15 protein-coding genes are annotated in these 18465 nt (G+C 69.5%); 4 read left to right on the forward strand and 11 right to left on the reverse strand.

Annotated features, from left to right (window positions below; genetic code table 11):
• Positions 1-70 precede the first annotated feature (70 nt).
• The 4 genes from ACZ7M3_RS16775 to ACZ7M3_RS16790 all read left to right on the forward strand — a co-directional run bounded on the left by ACZ7M3_RS16775 (position 71) and on the right by ACZ7M3_RS16790 (position 5616).
• Complete coding sequence (locus ACZ7M3_RS16775; RefSeq protein ID WP_144315292.1) at positions 71-448, forward strand: hypothetical protein; 378 nt, start codon at positions 71-73, stop codon at positions 446-448.
• On the forward strand, positions 438-4757 hold the full coding sequence (locus ACZ7M3_RS16780; RefSeq protein ID WP_472064034.1) for a DUF6531 domain-containing protein: 4320 nt from the start codon (positions 438-440) through the stop codon (positions 4755-4757). The genes ACZ7M3_RS16775 and ACZ7M3_RS16780 overlap by 11 nt, the downstream gene beginning before the upstream one ends.
• Positions 4757-5236 (forward strand): hypothetical protein, encoded by a 480-nt coding sequence (locus tag ACZ7M3_RS16785; protein ID WP_472064036.1) that lies wholly within the window; start codon positions 4757-4759, stop codon positions 5234-5236. Before ACZ7M3_RS16780 ends, ACZ7M3_RS16785 begins: the two co-directional genes overlap by 1 nt.
• 68 nt (positions 5237-5304) lie before the next feature.
• Positions 5305-5616 carry a hypothetical protein gene (locus ACZ7M3_RS16790; RefSeq protein WP_472064038.1) on the forward strand — a complete coding sequence of 104 codons (312 nt, stop codon included), beginning with the start codon at positions 5305-5307 and terminating at the stop codon, positions 5614-5616.
• A 68-nt stretch (positions 5617-5684) separates the two neighbouring features.
• On the opposite strand, the gene ACZ7M3_RS16795 is transcribed toward ACZ7M3_RS16790, so the two are convergent.
• The 11 genes from ACZ7M3_RS16795 to ACZ7M3_RS16845 all read right to left on the reverse strand — a co-directional run bounded on the left by ACZ7M3_RS16795 (position 5685) and on the right by ACZ7M3_RS16845 (position 18360).
• Positions 5685-6797, reverse strand: coding sequence for a right-handed parallel beta-helix repeat-containing protein (locus ACZ7M3_RS16795; RefSeq protein ID WP_472064040.1), 1113 nt, complete (start codon positions 6795-6797; stop codon positions 5685-5687).
• 71 nt (positions 6798-6868) lie between these two features.
• A complete protein-coding gene (locus ACZ7M3_RS16800; protein ID WP_472064042.1) occupies positions 6869-7885 on the reverse strand; it encodes a pectinesterase family protein in 1017 nt (338 codons plus the stop codon).
• Position 7886: 1 nt separating this feature from the next.
• Complete coding sequence (locus ACZ7M3_RS16805) at positions 7887-8999, reverse strand: pectinesterase family protein (protein WP_472064044.1); 1113 nt, start codon at positions 8997-8999, stop codon at positions 7887-7889.
• A gap of 172 nt (positions 9000-9171) precedes the next feature.
• Complete coding sequence (locus ACZ7M3_RS16810) at positions 9172-10506, reverse strand: pectate lyase family protein (protein ID WP_472064046.1); 1335 nt, start codon at positions 10504-10506, stop codon at positions 9172-9174.
• 40 nt (positions 10507-10546) lie between these two features.
• Entirely contained in the window at positions 10547-11341 is a 795-nt protein-coding gene (locus ACZ7M3_RS16815; protein WP_472064048.1) for a rhamnogalacturonan acetylesterase, read from the reverse strand.
• Positions 11342-11458: 117 nt separating this feature from the next.
• On the reverse strand, positions 11459-12796 hold the full coding sequence (locus ACZ7M3_RS16820; RefSeq protein ID WP_472064050.1) for an ABC transporter substrate-binding protein: 1338 nt from the start codon (positions 12794-12796) through the stop codon (positions 11459-11461).
• A 45-nt stretch (positions 12797-12841) separates the two neighbouring features.
• A complete protein-coding gene (locus tag ACZ7M3_RS16825) occupies positions 12842-14377 on the reverse strand; it encodes a glycoside hydrolase family 43 protein (protein WP_472064052.1) in 1536 nt (511 codons plus the stop codon).
• Positions 14377-15231 carry a DUF6807 domain-containing protein gene (locus tag ACZ7M3_RS16830; RefSeq protein ID WP_472064054.1) on the reverse strand — a complete coding sequence of 285 codons (855 nt, stop codon included), beginning with the start codon at positions 15229-15231 and terminating at the stop codon, positions 14377-14379. The genes ACZ7M3_RS16825 and ACZ7M3_RS16830 overlap by 1 nt, the downstream gene beginning before the upstream one ends.
• Positions 15228-16529, reverse strand: a complete 1302-nt coding sequence (locus ACZ7M3_RS16835; protein WP_472064056.1) for a Gfo/Idh/MocA family protein — start codon at positions 16527-16529, stop codon at positions 15228-15230. The genes ACZ7M3_RS16830 and ACZ7M3_RS16835 overlap by 4 nt, the downstream gene beginning before the upstream one ends.
• On the reverse strand, positions 16526-17428 hold the full coding sequence (locus tag ACZ7M3_RS16840; protein ID WP_075026189.1) for a carbohydrate ABC transporter permease: 903 nt from the start codon (positions 17426-17428) through the stop codon (positions 16526-16528). Before ACZ7M3_RS16840 ends, ACZ7M3_RS16835 begins: the two co-directional genes overlap by 4 nt.
• The gene (locus ACZ7M3_RS16845; protein WP_075026190.1) at positions 17425-18360 is read right to left on the reverse strand and encodes a carbohydrate ABC transporter permease; all 936 of its coding nucleotides are present in this window, start codon (positions 18358-18360) and stop codon (positions 17425-17427) included. The genes ACZ7M3_RS16840 and ACZ7M3_RS16845 overlap by 4 nt, the downstream gene beginning before the upstream one ends.
• Between the last annotated feature and the right edge of the window lie 105 nt (positions 18361-18465).

Genomic DNA, 18465 nt, shown 5'->3' on the forward strand with positions numbered 1-18465 from the left:
CCTTCCCTTGAACCGGTTCTCCTAGGGTCGGAACGCACATGCGAACGATGCGTCAGACGGGGAGAGCCGCATGGGTGATGGCAACGGCGACGGCATGGTCCTGCACATCCACACCGCCGATCTGAAGCGCGCGGCGCCGGACTTCCACGAAGGGGCCAAGAACCTCAGCAAGGCACTCACCACCCTCGTCACCACCCTGGACAGCCTGGGAAAACCCTGGGGCGACGACAAACAGGGCAAGGAGTTCGGGGACGCCTACTCACCGCAGCAGAAGAAGATAGAGAGCGCGGCGGGCACCCTCGTCCTCGGCCTGGTGAGCATCCACGAGGCCATGAACGACCTGGCGGACGGCACCGTCGACAACGACCAGCTGATCGCGGGAATGTTCACCGAGGTGAAGACCGGCGGGACCGACAAGGCGGGGAGCGACGGTTCCGGTGAGCGTTGAGGACGAGGCCAAGAAAATCCTGCTGAAGCTCGGCCTGTGGTGGCCGGACGCCAACTCCGGTTCGCTGCGGGCCGCGGCGACCGCCTGGCGCACCTTCGCCGACGCGGTCGACGACGTACGGGGACCGGTGCACACGAGTGCGTCCTCCCTCATCCACCACAACACCGGCGAGTCGATCGACGCGTTCGAGAAGTTCTGGAACCGCTACGCCAAGGGCAAGGACGCCGGCTGGCTCAGCGACCTGTCGGAGTCCTCCCGGGGGATGGCGAAGGCCCTGGACAAGTTCGCGGACGCCATCGACGACGCCATCAACAAACTCTGGACGCAGATCGGCATCGACGCCGCCGTGATCGCGGGCGGGGTGGCGCTGGCCTTCTTCACGGCGGGCCTCGCCTCCGGAGCCGCCGTCGCGGCGGCCGACGCCATCATCGAGTTCGGCGCCACCATGGGCATCGCGGTCTCCACCACCGTCGCGGAGATAGCGGCGGGCACCCTGGTCGCGGCGGCCTTCGGCGGTATCGAGTCGGTCACCGTCGATCTCGCCGTGGCCCAGCCCCTGAAGATGGTCACCGGTCTGCAGCAGGGCTTCAGCCTGGACGAGGTCAACCAGGCCGCCAAGGACGGCATGATCTTCGGCGGCGCGCTGGGCGCGGGCGGCGGCGTACTGAAGGCGGGCATGGAGGGCGCGTTCAGCGACACCACCCCTCTCCTGCTGCGCCCGCCGTCCCTCCGCCCCGACCTGGTCGAGCTCGGACCCGCCGCGCGCAACGCGGAGCGCACGCCGTGCGTCGGCGAGCCGATCGACGTGGCGACGGGCGCCATGCTGATGTCCCAGACCGACCTGACACTGCCGGCCTCCCTCCCCCTCCTCTTCCAGCGCACCCACCTCTCCTCCTACCGGGGCGGGGTCTGTTTCGGCCCGACCTGGATCTCCACCCTCGACGAGTGCGTGCAGATCGACGGCGAAGGGGTCGTCTTCGCGGCGGCGGACGGCATGCGGCTCGTCTATCCCGTGCCGGAGCCGGATGTGCCGACCCTCCCTCTGAAGGGCGCGCGCTGGCCACTGCGCTGGGACGGCAAGCCCGACGGCGTCATGACCATCACCGACCCCGCCACCGGAGTCGTCCGCACCTTCAGCACCCCCTTCTCCTCGGGCTCCTTCGGCGTCTTCCATCTGCCCCTGGACTCCTGGAGCGACCGAAACGGCGCTCGCATCGACGTCGAGCGCGACGACGAGGGCATCCCGTTCGGCATCCGCCACTCCGGCGGCTACTACCTGGCCGTCGACACCCAGGGCCCCCGCGTCACCGCCCTGCGCCTGCTCGACGAACCGCCCTCCCGCTACGGCCCCGACGGCCCGGTGGGCGAGGGCACGCTCGTCGTGCGGTACGGCTACGACCCGTCCGGCAACCTCACCGAGGTCATCAACTCCAGCGGTGAGCCGCTCCGGTTCACCTACGACGACCAGGGCCGGATGACGCGCTGGACCGACCGCAACGGAACCTGGTTCTCCTACGTCCACGACGAACGCGGCCGCGTCGTCCGCACCGAGGGCGTCGAGGGCATCCTGTCGGGCACCCTGACGTACGACGAGGCGGCGGCCACGACGACGTACACCGATTCACTCGGCCGCGTCTCCACGCACCGCTACAACGCGGCGGGGCTGGTCGAGGAAGAAGTCGACCCCCTCGGCCACATCACCCGCACCCAGTGGGACGACCGGGGCGAGAAGCCGCTGGCGGTCACGGATCCACTGGGGCGTACCACGCGCTATGCCTACGACGAGTCAGGGAAGCTCGCCGAACTCACGCTCCCCGACGGATCGGTGACAAGAGCCGCACACGACGCGGCAGGGCGTCCTACACAGGTCGAAGAGGCCGGCGGAGCAATCTGGCGGCACACGCACGACGATCGCGGCAACCTGCTCACCACCGTCGATCCACTGGGGGCACAGACCAGCTGCGTCTATGACGCGTCGGGCCATCTGACGGCCGTCACGGACGCCCTCGGCCACACACGGGGCGTCATACCCAACGCGGCCGGGCTGCCGGTCGCCCTGGTCGATGAGCTCGGGCACACGACATCGGTGCGCCGAGACGTCTTCGGCCGCGTCGTGGAGGTCACCGACCCGCTCGGCCACACCACCCGCACCGGCTGGACGGTCGAGGGCAAACCCGAGTGGCGCGAGTACCCGGACGGCACGCGTGAGACCTGGAGCTGGGACGGTGAAGGCAATCTCCTCTCCCACACCGATCCGGCGGGCAACACCACCCTGCACACCGCCGCCGCTTTCGACGTTCCCGCGTCCCGGACAGACCCCGACGGCGCTACCTACACGTTCGGCCACGACACCGAGCTGCGCCTGACCACCGTCACCAACCCGCAGGGGCTGACGTGGTCGTATGCCTATGACGCGGTGGGCCGGCTCGTATCGGAAACCGACTTCAACGGCCGCACTCTCGCTTACACGTACGACGCGGTGGGCGGCCTGCTCGCGCGCACCAACGGCGCGAACGAGACGCTGTACCTCACCCGGGACGCACTGGGCAGAGTCGCCGAGCAGCGTGACGCACAGACCGACGGCGTCACCCGGTACGTGTACGGACCCGGGGGGCTGCTGGCACGTGCGACCGACTCGGACGCGGACGTCGCCATCGAGCGGGACGTGCTCGGACGCGTGCTCATCGAAAGCGTGAACGGCCGTGCAACCAGCTATGCCTACGATGCCGTAGGACGCCGCGTCCAGCGTCTGACGGCCTCCGGCCTCGCCTCGGAGTGGACCTACGATCCGGTCGGCCGTCCGCTCCAGCTCGGCTCGGACGCGGGCTCACTGGCCTTCTCCTACGACGCGGCAGGGCGTGAGACGCAGCGACGCGTCGGTGAAGACGTGACGCTCGACCAGTCCTGGGACTCGACGGGCCGTCTCACGGCCCAGTCCCTGACATCAGGCACGACCACCGAGGCCGCCCGCCTCCTGCAACACCGCAGCTACGCCTACCGGGCCGACGGCTATGTCACCGAGATCCGCGAACTGGCCTCGGGCACCTCTCGCTTCGAACTGGACGGCAAAGGCCGGGCCACCGGCGTACGGGCACACGGCTGGACCGAGACCTATGCCTACGACACGGCAGGCAACCTCGTCCATGCCGTCGCCCCGGCCCATCAGGCAGTCGGCGAGCGCGAGTTCGAAGGCACACTCGTCCGCCGCGCAGGCCGCACGACATACCGGCACGACGCGCAGGGCCGTCTGATCCGCAGGACCCGCAAACTCCTCGACGGCCGGACCCGTTCATGGACCTACACCTGGGACGCGCGGGACCGGATGACCGAAGCGGTCACGCCCGGCGGCGAGGTGTGGCGCTACACGTACGACCCGCTCGGGCGCCGCATCTCCAAGTACCGTGTGGAGGCCGACGGTTCGCCGGAGGACCGCACGGACTTCACCTGGGACGGCACGCGCCTCGCCGAACAGACCGGCCCCCTCGGCAGGGTCACCACCTGGGAGTACGCTCCTGGCAGCCACCGTCCCCTCACTCAGACGGACCACCGGCCGCGAACCCGTACCCCGGGTGCTTCCTTCCTCGCCCAACTGGCTGACGATACGACAGCCGACCGCACCACTCGCTTCCACGCCGTCGTCACGGGCCCGGTCGGCACGCCGGCGGAACTGGTCACGCCCGACGGCCAAGTGGTCTGGCAGCGACGCACCACACTATGGGGTACGGACCTTCCCGCCCCGACGGACGAGACACCGCCGGTGGAGTGCCCGCTCCGCTTCCCCGGGCAGTACGAGGACGCCGAGAGCGGCCTCCACTACAACTGCTTCCGCTCCTACGATCCGGAGACGGCCCGGTACGTCAGCCCCGATCCACTGGGGCTTGAACCGGCGGACAACCATCACGGTTATGTACACGCGCCCCTCACCTGGGAAGATCCGCTGGGGCTGTCGCCGTGCAACTACAGCACCGACGATCTCTACAAAGAAGCCACCACCATCAAGAAGGGGCAGCTCTCCCCAGCCGGGCGCGCATTGCAGAAACACGGCGATCCCAGTCCGGGGAACCTCGCCAAACGCGGACAGGCGCACGTTGATCTATACAATTTCGGCAAGGTCACCAACAGTGAGCGGACACAGATTGCCGATGAAATGATTCAGGACATCCTCACCGACCCGACGGTGGTGGAGAAAGTAAACACCTCAGCATCCGCCCAATACGGGGGCATTACCCGGGACTTCAAGGTACCCGGCGGCTGGGGCGCTCGGTGGAGCTGGCGAAACGGCCAGCTCACGTTCGAAGGATTCCTGTGATGGCCGAGACGGAAAACGACGGATTGCAGTATCGGCCGGAAATCTTCAACGTCGACGGAGCGCTGCGCGACGTATGCGTCCTCGATGCGACGCCGGAGAACTGGCAGGGGATGATCGAAGGGCTCGCGCGCGTCCCCTGGCCCGCCGTTTTCACCTGGACGCTCTCCGATTCGACCGACAGCGCGACACCCAGCGCTCGTGAGGTGTGGTCGCGGCTCGAAAACGACCCGGAGGAATCCGTCAGCCTCGCCGTCCAGGTGGGAGGCGTCTGGTTCACTTGCTACTTCTTCGACATCGACGAGATCGAATTCACCTTCGACCCCGCCGATGTCGTCGATGCGGAGTCCTTCTCAGCGGTGCGTGAATTCGTTTGCTGGCTGGGGGATTCGACGGGACGGCAGGTGATTGTCACCATGGAGGGGAACGACCACGGTTCCATGCCCCGATTGCTTCACTATTCGCCGCGTCGACCGGCGTGAGCGGCCCATGACCGGTCGAAGTCCGGCAGGGAAGATGCGAAATTATTTCTTTGAAGGGGTCCGAAACATTGGCTGATGGGTTCAAGCTCGCCGCGGGGTCGCACGGCCCCTCGCCGGTCGTCCTCGCCGTGTTCCTGCTGGGTGGCCTGGTCGCCCTCTGGTGCGGAGTGAGTTGGGCGTTCGACGCGCGGGGGATCACCACCCGGCGCTCCGAGCGGATACGCCGTAAGAATGAGGAGAGCTGGGCGGCGATGGGGCGCCTGGGTGGGTCGCCCACCCTTTTCGCGACCCCGGGCTATCTCCGGTTCCTGGGTGCGCTGATGGCGTTCGCCGGTGTGATCCTGTGCGTGGTGGCGTACGCCCTGTGGCACTTGGGCTGAGTGGGCGCCGACGTACGTACGGGAAGCGGTCGGCCGTGCCGCCTCCCGCACGGAGCGCCTGCTGAGGACTAGTTCATCGTGGCGCCGATCGTCGTGCTCCCCGTCGTCAGGAACGTCGTCGCGGGCAGCGAGCCGTCGGACTTGCGGGCGTTGTACGTCGTCGACGCGTCCGTGGAGACGAAGGACGGGGTGGAGACGCCCGAGTCCCAGTTGTTGCCGGCGGACGTGACCGAGGACCCCTTGGAGACCGCCGCGCTGCCGTTGCTCACCGCCAGGTTCTTGCCGAGCTTCGCGGAGCTGGTCGCGAAGTAGTAGCCGTACTTGCCGTTGGCGTACGTGGTGGTGCGGTTGATGACGATCGCGCCGGTGTTGGAGTTCTCGGTGAAGCCGTTGCCCGCGTCGTCCCAGGCGGCGGAGTTGTTGACGACGTGCGCGACGACCTCGCCGTCGCCGCCCAGCTTGTAGCCGTTGCCGTCGCCCGCGAAGGCCGAGTCGCCCCAACGGTTCTTGCCGTTGCCGAAGGACCAGGTGTGCTCGACGGTGACGGGCGACGAGAAGGACCAGAAGTCGATGCCGTCGTCCGAGTTGTTGTACAGGCGGGCGCCGGTGATCAGATTGCCGGTGCCGGAGCCGAACTTCACGGCGACGCCGTCCGCGTTCTCGCCATGGGTGGCGGCGTCGTAGTTGCCGTACGAGTCGATGTTCTTGACCGTGTTGTTGACGGTGCCGTCACCCGTGAGCGTGAAGCCGGAGTCACCGCCGTTGATGGTCTTGATGTCGTTCCAGTTCGTGCCGGTGCAGGACTGGCAGACGACCGCGCTGTCCGGGGAGTTCTGGAAGGTGAGGTGGGAGACGTTCCAGTAGTCGGCGGTCAGCTTGAAGATCCAGTCGCCGGCGGGCAGCGACGAGCCGTCGATCTTCACCGTCTCCGAGCCGTACGCCTGGAGGGTGACAGGGCTCGACGAGGTGCCGTTGGCCGTCGACTGGAGGGTGGCCGTCGGGTAGTACGTGCCGGCGCGCACCTGGATGACGGTGCCGGCGGTGGCGTTCTTGATGGCGCTGGTGAGGTCGGCCGTGGTGCTGACGACGACGGTCGCCGCCTGGGCCTGGGTGGGCAGGACGGCGAGTCCGGCGCCGAGCGCCAAGGTGGCGCCGAGGGCGAGAGCGGTTCGACGAGACATGGAGTGCGGTCCTTTCGTCGATACGGTGGGGGACTGCTTCGGTGCTTTCTCCGGGGCGCCCTTCGGGGACATCACGGGCACCAGTCGCCCAGATACGCCGCACGCGTGTGCGACACGGCTTCCGTGTCCGTGAGCTGGGGACGGTTCTCCGGCACGGTGATCTCCGCGCCGGGACCGGTGTTGCGGTACTCGCGAAAGCGCATGGACTGCCAGGGGTAGGCCTCGCGCATGTCGACGTAGGGCGCCACCGCGTCGATGCCGGGGCCGAGTTCCGTCTCCCGTACGACCAGGGACGGCCACGCCGTCGTCTCGTACGACGGCACCCACGGCCGCGCGATCTTGTACGCACCGTCCTGCGCACCCGAGGTGACCCGGCCGCGCAGGGCCAGGAAACCGTGCGGGTTGGCGCGGGCCGTGGAGGGCGCGAAGACCATCCCCTCGGGCTTGAAGGCGACGTCGCGGTCGAGGGTGTGGAAGTGGCAGCGTTCGAAGACGGCGGTGGCCCGCCCGAAGACGAAGTCGACGTCGCCCTCGATGTAGCACTCGCGGTAGTACTGGCGGTCGAAGGCGGTCAGGGCCGTCGTATCCGCGAACAGGGTGTCCTGGTGTGCCAGCAGGCGGACATGGGTGAAGGACGAGCGGTCCCCGGTGACGTACGCCGCCACCGCCTGCGTCCCGGTGATGTCCGGGTGGTCGGCGCGCAGCCAGTCGTTGGCGAGCGTCAGCCCGTGCACGGTGAGCCCGGGCGCCGCCGAGGTGAAGGTGGCGGAGCCCGCGGTGCCGTACGTTCCGGAGCCGTCCGGCTTCTGCGTGCCGCCCGCGCGGTCGAAGACGATGACGGCGTCGCGCGGGTCGCGGGTGGCGCCGAGCAGCGTCAGGCCGGCCTTGTCGGCGGGGATGTTCACGACCTCGCGGTACGTGCCCGGGTGCACGACGATCGTCCAGCCGGCGCCCGTCACCGCGTCGACGGCGGCCTGGACGGAGTCACCGGGGCGCACGTGCAGCGCGCGGCGCCCGCCCGCGAAGGCGGGAGTCGCGCCGAGGACGCCGAGCGCACCGGCCGTGGCGAGAAAGGCGCGTCGGCGCATCTCAGCACCCCTTCCACGGTGTCCAGTCGCCGAGATACGCCTCCCGGGTCGCCGACTCGGCCTCCCCGGGGCTCAGTTGGGGACGGTTCTCCGGGACGCTGATGACCGCGCCTGGCCCCGTGTTCCGGTACTCGGCGAAGCGCTGGCTCTGCCACGGGTAGGCGTCCGCCATGTTGGTGTAGGGCGCGACCGCGTCGATCCCGGCGGCGAGGCGGGTGTCGCGGACGGTCAGCATGGGCCGGGCGGTGGTGTCCGAGCCGGGCACCCAGGGGCGGGCGAGCTTGTAGTACGCGTCCGGGGCCGCGCTGCTGACACGGCCGTGGGTGACCAGGTAGCCGCGCGGGTTGGCGAGCGCGGTGGAGGGGGCGAAGACGAAGCCGTACGGGGCGGTCGCCAGGTCCGTGCGGCTCAGGGTGCGGAAGTGGCAGCGCTCGAAGACGGCGGTCGCCCGGCCGAAGACGAAGTCCACGTCACCTTCGACGTAACAGTCGCGGTAGTACTGGCGGGCGAAGGTGCCGAGCGCGATCGAGTCGGCGTACAGCGTGTCCTGGTGGCCCAGGAACCGGCACCCCACGAAGGCCGAGCGGTCGCCCTGCACCTTGACGGCGACCGCCTGGGTGCCGGTGATCTCGGGGTGGTCGGCGCGCAGGAAGTCGTTGGCGAAGGTGATCGAACGGGCGGTGAACCCGTCGGCCTGCACGGTGGTGGTGGCCGACCCGGTGGTCCCGTAGGTGCCGCCGCCGGGCTTCGGGGTGCCGTTGGCGTTGTCGTACACGACGACGACGTCACGCGGGTCCCCGGAGGCGCCGATCCAGGTCATCTCCGTACGGTCGACACCGACGGCGACCGTCTCGCGGTACGCGCCCGGCGCGACGACCAGCGTGTATCCGGCCCCGCTCACCGCGCTGACGGCGGCCTGGACGGTGGTGTGGTCGCCGAGGCCGCCGGGGTGGACGTACAGGGTCCGCTCGGTGAGCCGGGCGGACGGCGAACCGTAGCGCCCGAAGGGGGAGCGCCCCTGGGCCCGCGCGGGGGCCGCGAGACCGAGCGCCAGAGCGGCTCCGGCACCGGCGGCGAGGAAGGTTCTGCGACTGGGGGTGGTGCGGGAGAGCATGACGATGCTCCTTCGCTGTGCGGCGGCTCAAGAGCCCCGCGGGCTCCGCGGGGAAAGGGGCCGGAGCGGCGCGCCCTGGGTGATGGGCGGGTGCGGAGCCGCTCCGGCCTGACCAGGAGACGGGTCGCTGGTGGGTCGGTCGGGCGTGGGTCCGGCGAAGGTCCGACGTGGGTCAGCAGCTCTTTCCGGCGCCCGCGCCGCGGTCGACGATCCGGGGCACCGCCCGCGGCGGGTCGACCTCGGTGCGCAGGGTCGGCGTCCATCCGGCCCCGGACTGCAGCGTCTCCGCCGGGATCTCCGCGTTGTGCACGGCGATCAGGTCGGTGGCCGCCCCGTTGACGTAGTTGTCCGCGGCGGTGAGCGGCGCCTCCTTCCACTTCTTCAGGACGGTCGCCGCGCTGACCCCGGCGGGCAGCGTGAACGCGTTGTGCTCGGCGACGAGTTGGGACTCCATGCCGATGCCGTAGCTGTAGGAGTAGCCGTCGCCCGCGACGAAGTGGTTGTTGTACGAGTCGACCTGGCCGAAGCGGACGCGCGGCGCGCGCTCGACGAGGTTCGAGAACAGATTGTGGTGGAAGGTGACCTTGAGGTGGCCCCGGTCGACCGCCGCGGTGGACGCGCTGTCGCTGTTGCCGATGAGGATCGTCTTGTCGTGGTCGGCGAAGACGTTCCAGGAGGCCGTCACGTAGTCCGCGCCCTTGACGATGTCCAGCTCGCCGTCGTGCTGCTCGAAGATCCGGCCGAAGTACGTGGGCAGCGTGCTGTCGGGGTGGTCCCCGTCGGTGAAGGTGTTGTGGTCCAGCCAGACGTGCGTGGAGCCGTACACCACCGCGCCGTCGTACTCGGAGTTCCAGTTGCCGACGGAGGTGTCGGTCGGGTCCCACTGCGGGAAGCAGTCGAGCGGGCTCTCGAAGGTGAGGTTGCGGACGATGACGTTGTCCACGGCCTTGATCTGGAGGCTGGCGCCCTTGAACCCCGCGCCCTTGCCGAGACCGACGAGGGTGGTGTTGGCGGGGATCTCCGCCTTGATGGCGGTGTCCTGGTTGGCGGCGGAGGCACGGCGCAGGCCTTCGGGGCTGTCGTCCGGCTCGGCGTCCAGGTTGGTGCCGTATCCCCAGTTCTCCGGCGAGTACTTCTGCAGATAGGCGTCGAAGTCGTAGCCCGGCGCGGCGAAGGAGTCGCAGCCCTCGGCGTTGGCGTCGATCGTGCCCTTCACCCGGATGATCTTCGGGGCGGTGCCGCCGCTCTTCAGCGCGGCCTTGAACTCGGCCCAGGTGGTGACGGTGTACACGTGCGCGGCGTCGGCCGCCGCGCCGCCGGAGGTCCCCATGCCCTCGGAGCCCCAGCCGTCACCGGCGGCGAGGGTCCCTCGGCCGACGTCGCCCGTCCGGGTCTGGGCCTGGGCGGTGGTGCCGGTGACGGCGAGGGCCAGGGCGGTGCAACCGACCAGCAGGGCCGTCGTCGCCGGGCCTGTCATGGCATGAGCATGCCATCTCTGTGTGTTCACTGTGCTGCTCTCCTTCTGGCGGAGGTTCTGTGGAAGGGGGTTACGCGGTCGCGGCCGGCCAGGTGATCCAGGACTCGGGTACTTCCTCGTCCAGCCGGCGCACGTCCCGGTGTGCCAGCACCCGGCGGTGCAGCAGCTCGGCCGCGACGAGACGGGCCACGGCGATCGCACCCGGCGGGTTGAAGTGGGTGTTGTCCTGCTCGGTCGCGGTCCAGTTGAAGTACTTCTTGGTCTCCTCGACACCGAGCCGCTGCCACAGGGCGATCGACAGGGCCTGGATGTCGAGCAGCGCCACGCGCTCCTCCTCGGCGAGGGCGCGCATCGCCGCCGGGTAGTCGCCGTGGGTCGGTACGGCGTTGCCGTCCGCGTCGAACTTTCTGCGCTCCACGGAGGTGGCGAGCACCGGCCGCGCGCCACGGGCCCGCGCCCCGTCGACGTACTGCCGCAGGTAGTCCTGGTACGTCGTCCAGGGTTCGGTGTAGCGCGTCGGGTCGGCGCTCTTCTCGTCGTTGTGCCCGAACTGGACGAGCAGGAAGTCGCCGGGCCGGATCGCCTCGAGAACGACCTCGAGCCGTCCCTCGTCGACGAAACTCTTCGAACTCCGCCCGTTCACGGCGTGGTTGGCGACTTCCAGCTGCTCCCGCAGAAAGAACGGAAGCGCCATGCCCCAGCCGGTCTCCGGCGCGGCGTCGACGTACTTCTGAGCAGCGGTGGAGTCACCCGCGACATAGAGGGTGCGGCAACGCTGGGCGGCCTGTGCGGTACCGGTTGCCACGAGGGCGCCGGGAACGACGGCAAGAGCCGCCGAGGTGACCTGTCTACGCGTAAGGGACACGAACGTGTGCCTTTCAGCAGGGGGAGGGGCCCGCACCCCTGTCTTTGGGGGCGCGGGGAACTGCGCGACCAGCCACAACGGCCCCGCAGCCAGAAACCGACCGGACCACCCGAGTTGTCAGTGATTCGCCTTCCAGTCCGCCTGCGCCTTGTTCAACTGATCGGCCAGCGTGTCCAGGAACTGCTTCGCGCTCATCTTCCCGAGCAACAGCTTCTGGAAGTTCGGCTCGTTGTCGGACTTGGAGATCGTGTTCCAGTCCGGCAGGTAGTACGGCAGCTGCACGATCTTGGTGCCGGCCCCGTTCAGCGCCTCGGCGGCCAGCTTGGTGGGCTCTGCCTTCTGGATCCACGCGTCCTTCGCGGCGTCGGTGTTCGCCGGGACCTGTCCCGCCGACTCGTTGAACTTGGAGTTCTCCGCCGCCGAGAGGGCGAACTCGATGAACTTCCAGGCGGCCGACTTGTTCTTGCTGGACTTGAACAGGCTCATCCCGTCGACCGGGTTGGACACCTGCACGCGTGTGCCGTCGTCCTGCGTCGGGTTCGGGATGCCGCGGAACTTCTCCGCGCCCAGCGCCTTCACGTGGTCCTGGTAGGAGCCGAGGTTGTGGCTGAGCATGCCGATGGTGCCGCTGTCCCACTGGGCGACCATCTTGGTGAAGTCGTTGTTGACGTCGGCGGACGGGGTGTCCTTCTTGTACAGGGCGATGTACTTCTCGAGGGCGGCGACGTTCTTCGGGTCGTTGACGGTGGTCTTGTCGCCGTTCCAGAACGAGGTGATGCCGGTCTGGCCGTACACCGCGTCGAGGGCCGGCGCGATGGCGCCCTCGCCGCCCCGGATGGTGAAGCCGAACTTGTTCTTGCCCTCGTCGGTGAGCTTGTCGGCGGCGTCGTAGAACTTCGACCAGGTGGTCGGGGCGTCCACTCCCGCCGCCTTGAACAGGTCCGTCCGGTACCACAGCGTGCCGTTGTTGGCGGAGGTCGGCACCTGGTACAGGGCGTCACCGCCGCCCGCGGACCGGCTGACGTCGAGCAGGTTCTGGCTCAGCTTGCCGTTCAGTGAGCTCCCCTTGAGCCGGCTGTCCAGCGGCTCAAGCGCTCCCTGGACGGCGACCTCGGCGAGCATCGCGGTACCCACACCGCCGACGTCGGGCAGGCCGCCGCCCTGGATGGCGGTGTCGTACTTCGACTGGGCGCTCGCCGCCGGGATGCCGACGTACTTGACCTTGATGTCCGGGTACTTCTTCTCGAAGTCCGCGATGATCTGCTTCCAGATGTCGGTGCGGACACCGCCGTTGTTGTCCCAGAAGGTGATCTCGCCCTTGCCCGAGCCCTCGGTGCCCTTGTCGCCCGCCGCTCCGCTGCCGTTGTCGCCGCAGGCGGTGGCGGTGAGCGCGAGCACGGAGCCCAGGGCGACGACCGTCGCGGCACGCCCGGTTCTGTGGATGTTGATCTTCATTGATCGGCTCTCTTCTTCTGGATCCAACGGGGTGGTGGGGTCTTGTCAGCGGAAGGAACTGGTGATGCGGAACTGCGTGAACGAGGCCGCGCCGGCGTGTCCCCCGCCGACGGGCGCGAGTGCGAAAAGTCCGAGCAGGGCGCCGACCCAGCGCCAGGGGGTGGCGGCGAAGACCTGGCCGGAGGGCTGCCGGCCACCCCCGACGTCGTACGAGAACCGGCAGCGCGCCCCCGCCCCGCTCTCGATCCACAGCCGGGCCCGCCCCTCGGGCGCCTCTCGCGGATGTGCGGCGTCGCGCTCCCTCTCGGCAACCGATTCGGCGAACCGGTGTACGAGCCGTACCGACCCGTCCGCCTCCCGCTGGAGCCCGATCCAGCTGAAGGCGTCCCCGAGCACCGCGAGTCCCGCCCGCGCCCCCGGCTCCTCGCTGTCGAGGCGCAGCTCCACCTCGACGGTGGCGGGGGTGCCGGGTAACCGCTGGGTGAGGACGTTCGGCAGTCCGCGCAGGTCGTGCGCGTCCACCGTCCGTACGCAGCTCAGCCGCAGTCCGTCCGCCGAGTGCTGGGTGGCCCAGCCGTCATGGGGGTTGGCTGTCCACTGCCACTGCCGTCCGAACCGGCCGCCGGGGAAGTCGTCGTCCGTGGCGGGCGCGGAGGGCGGCTGCGGCGGCAGTCGCGGCTTCCGGTGTACGGCGACGGGGACACCCTTGTCACCGAGCACCGGCCAGCTGTCGTCGCCCCAGCGCATCGGCTGGAGGTGGACGACCCGCCCGTAGGGCCCGCGTTGCTGGAAGTGTGCGAACCAGTCCTCGCCGGCCCCCGTGCGCACCCAGCCGCCCTGGTGGGGGCCGTTGACCTCGGTGTCCCCCTGTTCCAGCACCACCCGCTCCTCGTAGGGGCCGAAGAAGCCGCGCGAGCGGAAGGCGCCCTGCCAGCCGGTCTCCACTCCCCCGGCGGGTGCGAAGATCCAGAACCAGCCGTCGTGCCGGTAGGCCTTGGGCCCTTCGAGGGTGAACCAGCCCGGGATCCGGTCCGCGTCGATGATCACCTTGCCCTCGTCGAGCAGTCCGGTGCCGTCGGGGCGCATACGGTGGCCGGTGAGCCGGTTCTTCACGCCCGCGCGGGACTTGGCCCAGGCGTGCACGAGATACGCCTCGCCGGTCTCCTCGTCCCACAGCGGGCAGGCGTCGATGAGTCCCTTGCCCTCCTTGACCAGGTGCGGCCGGGTCCAGGGACCGCGGATCTCCGGGGCGTTGACCTGGAAGATGCCGTGGTCGGGGTCGCCCCAGAAGATCCAGAAGCGGTCGTCGTGGTGCCGCAGGGACGGCGCCCACACCCCGCAGTCGTGCCTGGGCTTCCTGAAATCCCTCGCGGGCTCGAGGAGTTGGAGGGCGTGTCCGACGAGCGTCCAGTTGACCAGGTCGCGGGAGTGCAGGAGCGGCAGGCCGGGCACGCGACCGAAGCTGGAGGCGGTGAGGTAGAAGTCGTCGCCCACGCACACAAGGTCGGGGTCGGACCAGTCGGCGTCGAGGACGGGGTTGCGATAGGTGCCGTCGCCGAGGTCGGCGGAGGTCAGCGCCATCAGGGGCTCACCGCCTTGCGTACCAGCGCCGCGGCCTCGCTTCTGCCGAGGGTGCCGTCCGCGACGACGGTGACGACCCGGCGTACGACGGTCTCCCCGGGCGGGATCGGCAGCCGTTCGGTGTGCGCGAGGGAGGAGCCGACGCCCGGGTACTCGGCGGTGCGCACGAACCACGGGTCGCGGCGGGTCGCCGCGGTGGCCCCGGCGAAGACGAGGGTCCAGCCCGCGCCCACGAGGGCGAGCCAGTCGGCGGGGGCCCCGTGGACCGCCTCCTCGCCCTCGGCGTCGGCGGTGAACACGCGCGGCGCCCGTGCTTCCTTGCGGGCCCGCCAGAAGAAGCCGCCGTAGGCCGCTCCGGGGCGCCCGTTGGTGGCCGGGCTGCCGATCGAGAGGGGGTGCGTGGTCGTGTTGGTGAGGGAGAAGGTGAAGTCCAACGCCCAGGCGGAGTCGGTGAGTTCGGTGACGGCGACCGTGCGGCGCTCGCGCAGCAGCTCGCCGCCCGCGGCCACCCAGCGCAGCTCCGCCACGAAGCCGTCGGGGTCGCGCAGCTGGAAACCGGAGTGCCGCTGGGCGCCGTGGTTGGCCAGCTCGGTGGGTCCCTGGTCGCGGACGTAGGTGCGGCCGCCCCAGAAGTTGTGCCCCTCGACGTCGGGAACGGCGACACCGACGCCGAGGTGGTGGGTGTGGTCGGCGGGGCTGAGTTCGGTGACGGCCGTGCCCGCCAGGGTGGTGACCGGGTGGAGGTAGGGGCGCGGCGAGAAGCGGGGCGCGAGTTCGGGCCGGGTGACGTACCGGCCGACCGGGCGGCCCGCGACTCGCAGGACGAGCGAGTCGGTGCTCTGCGCGTGGTTCATGGGGTGCTCACCTCGCTTCCCACCTTGTTCGCGGCCTCGTTGGCGGCCTTGTTCGCGGCCTCGTCGACGGCCTTGTTCGCGGCCTCATTCACGGCCTTGTTCGGGACGTCGCTTCGAACGTCGTTCGGGACCTGGTGCGGCCGGGCCCAGGGGGCGCCGAGCTCGGAGTAGAGGGCGAGGGTGTCGGCGGCGGCCGCGACGAGTCCTTCGATGCCGGGCACGACCCGGCGGCCTTCCTCGGGGAGCAGCTCCCAGGCGTCGGCGGGCAGCGCGAGCGGGTCCGGCGCCTGCCGGATCGCCTCCACCACCTTCATGAAGGCACCCGTCGCGTCCGGCGCGACCAGCAGTTCGGCGCCCTCCGTCAGATGCGCGACCAGGTTCTCCAGCAGGTCCGTACGGCCGTACTCGATCTCCTCGGGGCCGTGCCCCGACCGCTGCACCAACACGCGGTCCTGCTTGTACCAGAAGGTGATCCGGCCGCTGCCGCCGTGCACCAGGACGTACGGTTCGTCGGGCCGCTCGGCACAGAGCGTGGCGGCGACGGTGACCCGGCCCCGCGGGGTGGTGATCCGTACGCAGGACGTGTCGTCCGACTCGATGTCGTTGGCGTGCAGCAGCTCGGTCTCGATCGCGGTGACGTCCTCGGCGCGGGTGGACCCGTTGAGCGCGAGGGCGGTGGCGACGGCGTGCGCGAGGGGGTTGGTGAGCGCCCCGTCGATCACGTCCACACCGTTCAGACGGCGCTTGCCCGCCCACGGCGCCCGCCGGTAGTACGCCTCGTCGCGTGCCCAGGCGCCCGCCCCGCCGATCCCGGCCACCTGGCCGATCACACCCTGCGCGATCAGCTTCCGGATCGCGGGCACGGCCTGCGAGCCGAGCGACTGGAAGCCGATCTGGCAGACGACCCCGGCCGCGGCGACCCCGTCGGCCATCCGGCGGAACTCCGCGTACGACGGCGCGGGCGGCTTCTCCAGGAGCAGGTGTACGCCCTTGCCCGCGGCGATCAGCGCGAGGTCGGTGTGAGTGGGGATGGGGGTGCAGATCACGGCGATCGCGGCGCCGGTGGAGTCGAGGAGGGCGCCGAAGTCGGCCGACTGCTCGACGGTCCGCCCGTTCAGTTCCTCCGCACTGAGCGGGGTCAGCTCGCAGATGCCCGCCAGCCGTACGAGCCCCATGTCCTGGAGCCGGCGGATGTTCTCCAGGTGCCAACGGCCGTGGCCGCGCGCACCCGCGAGAACGACGGGCAGCGGCAGTTTTCCGGTGGGCGTGCTCGACGGGAATTCCTCGGCGGGCCTCATCCCTTCACCGCCCCTGCGCTGAAGCCGGTGATCAGCCACTTCTGGATGAAGGCGAAGACGATGACGACGGGGACGGCCGCGATGATGCCGCCCGCGGCGAGCGCGCCCAGGTCGACGCTGTCGGAGCTCATCAGCGTGTTGAGGCCGACGGGGATGGTCTGCTTGCTCTGGTCGCTGAGGAACATCAGGGCGAACAGGAAGTGGTTCCAAGCGTGCACGAAGGCGAAGGAGCCGACGGCGATCAGCCCGGGCCGCAGCAGGGGCAGGACGACGATCCGGAAGGCGGTGAAGCGGTCGCAGCCGTCGACCCAGGCGGCCTCTTCGAGCGAGTACGGGACGTTCCTGATGAACCCGCTGATGAGGATCATCGACAGCGGCAGCTGGAAGACCGTCTCGGCGATGATGACGCTGCCCAGCGAGTTGATCATCTGGAGCTTGGCGAAGATCTGGAAGAGCGGGACCAGGAGCAGCGCGCCCGGCACGAACTGGGAGCAGAGCAGCGCCAGCATGAAGCCGCGCTTGATCCTGAAGTCGAAGCGGGCCAGGGCGTAGCCGCCGGCGAGGGCGACGAGGGTCGTCATCACCAGGGTGGCGACGGCGATGAGCACGCTGTTCTGGAAGTAGGTCCCGAAGCTGCGGTCGTTCCACACCTTGTCGAAGTGGTCGAAGGTCATGGGCCACGGCACGAGCGAGGTCGAACCGGCCGGGCGGAGCGCGAAGAGCAGGATCCAGTAGAAGGGGATCAGGGTGAAGAGGAGGTAGAGGGAGAGCGGGAGGTAGATGTGCCATCGTGGGACCTCGTCCCAGGCGCGGCGCTTCTTTCCCGGGCGCTGCCGGGGCTCCTCGGCGGGCGGGGCGGGCGCCGCGGGGGCGCTGATCGTGGCGTCCTTGGTGATCACTTGTCCCCGCCTCCGAACTTGCTCAGTCGCAGATAGACGACCGAACAGAACAGCAGAATCACGAACGCGACCGTGGTGAGGGCGGACGCGTAGCCGAAGTTGTGGGCGTCGACGCTGGTGTTGGCGATGTAGAGCGGGAGGGTCGTCGTCTCGCCCGCGGGACCACCGCCCGTCAGCGTGTAGAGCAGGTCGACGTTGTTGAACTCCCACACCGCGCGCAGCAGCGTGGACAGGATGATGGCGTCCTTCAGGTGCGGCAGCGTGATGTGCAGGAACTGCTTGAAGCGGCTGGCGCCGTCGACCTCGGCGGCCTCGTACAGGTCCTTGGAGACGGACTGGAGGTCGGCGAGGATCAGGATCGCGAAGAAGGGGACACCGCGCCACAGGTCGGCGACCACGGCCGCCGGGAAGACGGTGGAGGTGTCCGACAGCCAGCTGGTGCCGTACTGGCCGATGCCCGCGTCGGCCAGGTAACGGGTGATGCCGGTCTGGGAGTTGTAGAGCAGCACCCAGATCGCGGAGGTCAGCACGCCGGAGACGGCCCAGGGCGAGAAGACCAGTGCGCGGCCGACGGCCCGTCCCACGAAGGTCTGGTTGACGATCAGCGCGAGCGCGAGCCCGAAGAGCAGTTGCAGGCCGACCTCGACGAAGACCCACTTGGCGCTGAAGGTGAGTGTGTCCCAGAACTGGGGGTCGCTGGTGAACGCGTGGGTGAAGTTGTCGAAGCCCGCGAAGCCGTTGCGCCACGGTTTGGTGGGGTTGTAGTTCTGCAGGCTGTAGTAGAAGACGCTGATGACCGGGTAGGCGATGAAGCCCAGCATCAGCAGGCCCGCCGGGGCGATCAGCAGATACGGGAGCTTGCGGGGCGTCGCCGAGCCACGGCGCCGCCGGGGTGGCGCGGGCTGTTTCGCCACGACTGCGGCTTGGGCCATGACTGTTCTCCGTTCTGGCGGGTGCCGTGGAACGCTTGCCGTACGGACAGGAAGCGCTTGCTACGTACACATGGGTGAAGCGCTTGCCGTCCACCGTTCGAGATG

It is taken from the genome of Streptomyces sp. NPDC111656 (genome assembly GCF_055656965.1).